Annotated in this window: 1 pseudogene; it reads left to right on the forward strand. The window is 67.6% G+C overall.

Features of this window, described 5'->3' with window-relative positions:
* Positions 1 to 256: pseudogene (locus FLQ44_RS11400) on the forward strand (23S rRNA (uracil(1939)-C(5))-methyltransferase RlmD); the annotation flags it as partial.

Consider the following 256-nt stretch of genomic DNA (forward strand, 5'->3'; position numbering starts at 1 on the left):
GCCGCCGATCTGAGCCAGGACTTGCGCGGAGAAGCCTGGGTCAAACAGGGCTTCGACAAGCTGCTGCTGGACCCGCCGCGCACCGGCGCCGATGCCTGCATCCCGCAGCTGCCGCTGGAGGGCGTGCGGCGCATCGTCTACGTGTCCTGCCATCCGGGCTCGCTGGCGCGCGATGCCGGCATCCTGGTGCGCGAACATGGCTATCGTCTGGTTTCAGCAGGCGTGATGGACATGTTCCCGCATACGGCGCATGTCG

Origin of the sequence: Vogesella mureinivorans, assembly GCF_007644035.1 — a bacterium.
In the GTDB taxonomy this organism is placed as follows: domain Bacteria; phylum Pseudomonadota; class Gammaproteobacteria; order Burkholderiales; family Chromobacteriaceae; genus Vogesella; species Vogesella mureinivorans.